Source organism: Microbacterium sp. (assembly GCF_030149085.1).
Taxonomy (GTDB): domain Bacteria; phylum Actinomycetota; class Actinomycetes; order Actinomycetales; family Microbacteriaceae; genus Microbacterium.
Genome location: NZ_JASBSF010000243.1, coordinates 1 through 4,187, shown reverse-complemented (window position 1 = coordinate 4,187; position 4,187 = coordinate 1). Strand labels below are relative to the sequence as shown.

Below are 4,187 nucleotides of genomic sequence, written 5' to 3'. Positions count from 1 at the left end.
ATGAACCCACTTCCGCGCTGGATGTTTCTGTCCAGGCCCGATTCCTCGAGCTGCTCCAGGAGCTGCAGCAGGAGCTCAAGTTCGCGTGCCTTTTCATCAGCCACGACCTTGCCGTCGTGGACATCCTCTCGCATCGCATTTCGGTGATGCACTTCGGGACGATCGTCGAGCAGGGTACGAAGGAGCAGATTCTGCGCAACCCGCAGGATGACTACACCAAGCGACTCATCGCGGCAGTGCCGGTCCCTGACCCGGCCGAGCAGCGCGAACGTCGCGAGGCTCGGGCCGCTCTCCTGGCAGAGCAGAAGTCCGCCTAAAGCGGGACAACGCTCCGCTCAGCGGCCTGCAAGCGGTCCTGAGATATCCTGGAAGGCGCCGGCATCCCGGCCGCCTCCCCACCCGCAAGGATTCCCTCATGGCGCATGCCCTCCGTTCGGACCTCCGAAACGTCGCGATCGTCGCGCACGTCGACCACGGCAAGACCACGCTCGTGGATGCGATGCTGCGCCAGACCGGCTCGTTCGGGGAACACGCGCACGTCGAAGAGCGCGCGATGGACTCGAACGACCTCGAACGCGAAAAGGGCATCACGATCCTCGCGAAGAACACCGCGATCACCTACAACGGTGTTCACACCGAGGTCCCCGTCACGATCAACGTGATCGACACGCCGGGTCATGCGGACTTCGGGGGTGAGGTCGAGCGCGGGCTGTCGATGGTTGACGGCGTCGTGCTGCTGGTGGATGCCTCGGAAGGGCCGCTTCCGCAGACGCGCTTCGTGCTGCGCAAGGCGCTGGAGGCGAAGCTTCCCGTCATTCTTCTCGTCAACAAGACAGACCGACCGGATGCCCGCATCGCCGAGGTCGAGGAGGAATCGCACGACCTGCTGCTCGGCCTCGCTTCCGACATGCACGAGGACGTTCCCGACCTCGACGTCGACGCTCTCTTGGATGTGCCGGTCGTGTACGCGTCGGGCCGTGCAGGCGCCGCGTCCCGCAATCGGCCTGCGAACGGGTCGCTTCCCGACAATGACGACCTCGAGCCGCTGTTCGAAGCGATCCTCGAGCACGTCCCGGCGCCGTCGTATGATGACGAAGCGCCGCTTCAGGCGTGGGTGACCAACCTGGACTCGAGCCCGTTCCTGGGTCGTCTCGCGCTGCTGCGCGTCTTCAACGGCACGCTCAAGAAGGGGCAGACTGTCGCCTGGGTGCGCCACGATGGCACGCACTCGAACGCCCGCATCACGGAACTGCTCAAGACGCGCGCGCTCGAGCGCTATCCCGCCGAGTCAGCCGGCCCCGGTGACATTGTCGCGATCGCGGGGATCGAAGAGATCACGATCGGCGAGACGATCGCCGACCCCGAGGACGTCAGGCCCCTGCCGGCGATCACCGTCGATGACCCCGCTATCTCGATGACGATCGGCACGAACACGTCGCCGCTTGTCGGCAAGGTCAAGGGCCACAAGGTCACGGCCCGCATGGTGAAGGATCGCCTCGACCGCGAGCTGATCGGCAACGTGTCGATCAAGGTCGTCGACATCGGGCGGCCGGATGCCTGGGAAGTACAGGGGCGCGGTGAGCTGGCGCTTGCCATCCTCGTCGAGAACATGCGCCGCGAGGGCTTCGAGCTGACCGTCGGCAAGCCTCAGGTCGTCACCCGCAAGGGGCCGAACGGCCAGACGCAGGAGCCCTTCGAGCACCTGACGATCGATGCCCCCGAGGAGTACCTCGGTGCGATCACACAGCTGCTTGCCGCGCGTAAGGGGCGCATGGAGACGATGGTCAACCACGGCACCGGCTGGGTGCGAATGGAGTTCGTCGTCCCCTCGCGTGGACTCATCGGCTTCCGTACTGAGTTCCTCTCGATCACCCGCGGTACGGGGATCGCCAATGCGATCTCGCACGGTTACGACGACTGGGCAGGCCAGATCGTCGCACGGCAGAACGGTTCGATCGTGGCCGACCGTGCCGGTGTCGTGACCCCGTTCGCCATGATGGCGCTGCAGGAGCGCATGAGCTTCTTCGTGCAGCCCACCGAAGAGGTCTACGAGGGAATGGTCGTCGGCGAGAACACGCGAGCCGACGACATGGACGTGAACATCACGAAAGAGAAGAAGCTCACGAACATGCGTTCCTCGACCGCGGATGAGCTGGAGAGGCTTACTCCGCCGCGACAGCTCTCCCTCGAGGAGAGCCTCGAGTTCGCGCGCGAGGACGAGTGTGTCGAAGTCACCCCCGAGAAGGTTCGGATCCGCAAGGTGATCCTCGACCAGACCGAGCGTGGTCGCGCAGCATCGCGTCTGAAGCGCCAGGACGCCAACGCCTGACCTCGCGTCCCCTCAGCGCATTTCGGACACGAGCACCGCGCTGGTGCCGGCGACGAGGGCCTCAAAGACGTGTGCTGCATCGCCGGGATAGCAGAGGTAGTCCCCGGGCTCTAGTTCGAAGGGCTCCTCCCGCGGCCCGACGCGTGCTCTTCCCGACAGGAGGACCACATGCTCCGTGGTTCCCGTCGGGTGTGCGTCCGACAGTCGAGGCGAGCCTGGCTCGGCGCGGAGAAGATACAGGTCACGTCTGACGTTCGGCGGGGCGGCCGAGAGGAGCAGCGCCTCGTAGGAGGAACCGGCGGCTCGCACTCCATGGCCATCGCGCGCGCGGATGAGCGTCGGCTCACTTTCGCGGTCCTCCACCAACGCGGCGAAGGGCGCCCCGAGAGCCGTCGCGATCGCCCACAGGGTCTCGACGTTGGGATTGGCCGAACCTGCCTCTATCTGCGAGATGGTGGCTTTGGATACGCCCGAGCGTCGCGCCAGCTCTGCGGCAGAGACGCCCGCGCGATCGCGTTCGCGACGGACGGCGGTCGCGATGCGAGACCCCAGACTCATGTCGTTCATTATGCCGAACTATTGTCAACTTGACCGAACGATTTTCCTCTTGCAGGATGGCGGACATGGAGCCGGTCGACGGGCCGCCGGAAGGCGAGGGAACGGATGCCGCGCGCGGTGCGTGGCGCCAAGGCCTGAGCGTCGCCCTCGCGACGAGTGCCTACGGGATTTCGTTCGGCGCGCTTTCGGTGGCGGCAGGACTTGATGTCTGGCAGACCTGCATCCTCAGCCTCGTCATGTTCACGGGGGGTTCTCAATTCGCCTTCGTGGGAGTGATCTCAGCCGGGGGACTCGCGGCGATCCCGGCTGCCGTCGCGTCCGCCGCGCTTCTGGGCGTGCGAAACGTCGCGTACGGCATCCGGATGTCGACCCTGCTGCCCCCCGGCCGATTCACCCGCATCGCGGCGCCGCAGTTCACAATCGACGAGTCCACGGCAGTCGCTCTCGCACAGCCGACGCCGCGCGCACGAACCGTTGGCTTCTGGGTCACCGGCATCGGTATCTATGTCGGCTGGAACCTCTCGACCCTTGTCGGTGCGCTCCTGGGCGACGTGCTCGGCGATCCGCGCGCGTACGGACTGGATGCCGCGGCCGCAGCAGCCTTCCTCGCCCTGCTATGGCCTCGTCTGCGCGGGAGGCAGCCGATCGTCGTGGGCATCGCGGCTGCCGTGGTGGCTACCGTGCTGACGCCGTCGCTCATGCCCGGTCTTCCGGTGCTGATCGCCGCTGTGGTCGCAATTCTGGTCGGCTGGTTCGACTGGGGGTCCCGTCCGGTGACTGATCGGGATGCTCGCCCCGGAGGCCCCGATGAACCCGACGATGTGCCAGAACGGGTGGGACTGCCGTGACGCTGTGGAGTGCGATCGCGCTGGCATCGGTCATCTGCCTGGCGCTCAAAGTGACCGGATACCTCGTTCCGCCCCGCTTGCTCGAGGCGCCTCGGCCCGCGCGGATCGCCGACCTGTTGACGGTCGCCCTGCTCGCCGCGCTTGTCGCTGTGCAAACACTCGGGGTCGGCCAGCAGATCGTGGTGGATGCCCGCGTCCCCGCCGTACTGGTGGCTGCCGGTCTGCTCCTGCTGCGCGCACCGTTCCTCGTCGTGGTGGTTGCTGCAGCTGCGGTAGCCGCCGCGCTTCGGTGGTGGGGCCTGGCGGTCTAAGCCTTCCCGCCGCACGGCCGCGATACAGTGATGCGGTGCCGCGCTTCTCGTTCCTTCGCCTTGCTGCGTGGGTGGTCGCGCTGATCGTCGGTGCGATCTACGGGGCCGCGGGGACCGTCAGCCACGCGTACCGCGTGTTCG

Annotated in this window: 4 protein-coding genes and 1 pseudogene; 4 read left to right on the top strand and 1 reads right to left on the bottom strand. The window is 66.5% G+C overall.

From position 1 onward, the window contains the following. Both Q1V87_RS09900 and typA read left to right on the top strand, forming a co-directional pair. Positions 1 to 317, top strand: a pseudogene (locus Q1V87_RS09900) (glutathione ABC transporter ATP-binding protein); the annotation flags it as partial. 98 nt (positions 318 to 415) lie between these two features. Beyond that, positions 416 to 2,329, top strand: coding sequence for a translational GTPase TypA (gene typA / locus Q1V87_RS09895; protein ID WP_300592139.1), 1,914 nt, complete (start codon positions 416 to 418; stop codon positions 2,327 to 2,329). Positions 2,330 to 2,341: 12 nt separating this feature from the next. Here typA and Q1V87_RS09890 read toward each other — a convergent pair whose 3' ends face one another. Further along, positions 2,342 to 2,887 (bottom strand): helix-turn-helix domain-containing protein, encoded by a 546-nt coding sequence (locus Q1V87_RS09890; RefSeq protein WP_366945428.1) that lies wholly within the window; start codon positions 2,885 to 2,887, stop codon positions 2,342 to 2,344. A 65-nt stretch (positions 2,888 to 2,952) separates the two neighbouring features. Here Q1V87_RS09890 and Q1V87_RS09885 point away from each other — a divergent pair, with 65 nt between their 5' ends. Together Q1V87_RS09885 and Q1V87_RS09880 are read left to right on the top strand one after the other, a co-directional pair. After that, entirely contained in the window at positions 2,953 to 3,735 is a 783-nt protein-coding gene (locus tag Q1V87_RS09885; RefSeq protein ID WP_300592135.1) for an AzlC family ABC transporter permease, read from the top strand. Next, positions 3,732 to 4,046, top strand: coding sequence for an AzlD domain-containing protein (locus Q1V87_RS09880; protein ID WP_300592133.1), 315 nt, complete (start codon positions 3,732 to 3,734; stop codon positions 4,044 to 4,046). Before Q1V87_RS09885 ends, Q1V87_RS09880 begins: the two co-directional genes overlap by 4 nt. The last annotated feature ends 141 nt before the right edge of the window (positions 4,047 to 4,187 follow it).

What these genes read in the sequence shown, in the direction of transcription:
- typA (WP_300592139.1), top strand. Translation starts at nt 416, where the DNA reads ATGGCGCATGCCCTCCGTTCGGACCTCCGAAACGTCGCGATCGTCGCG.
- Q1V87_RS09890 (WP_366945428.1), bottom strand. Translation starts at nt 2,887, where the DNA reads ATGAGTCTGGGGTCTCGCATCGCGACCGCCGTCCGTCGCGAACGCGAT.
- Q1V87_RS09885 (WP_300592135.1), top strand. Translation starts at nt 2,953, where the DNA reads ATGGAGCCGGTCGACGGGCCGCCGGAAGGCGAGGGAACGGATGCCGCG.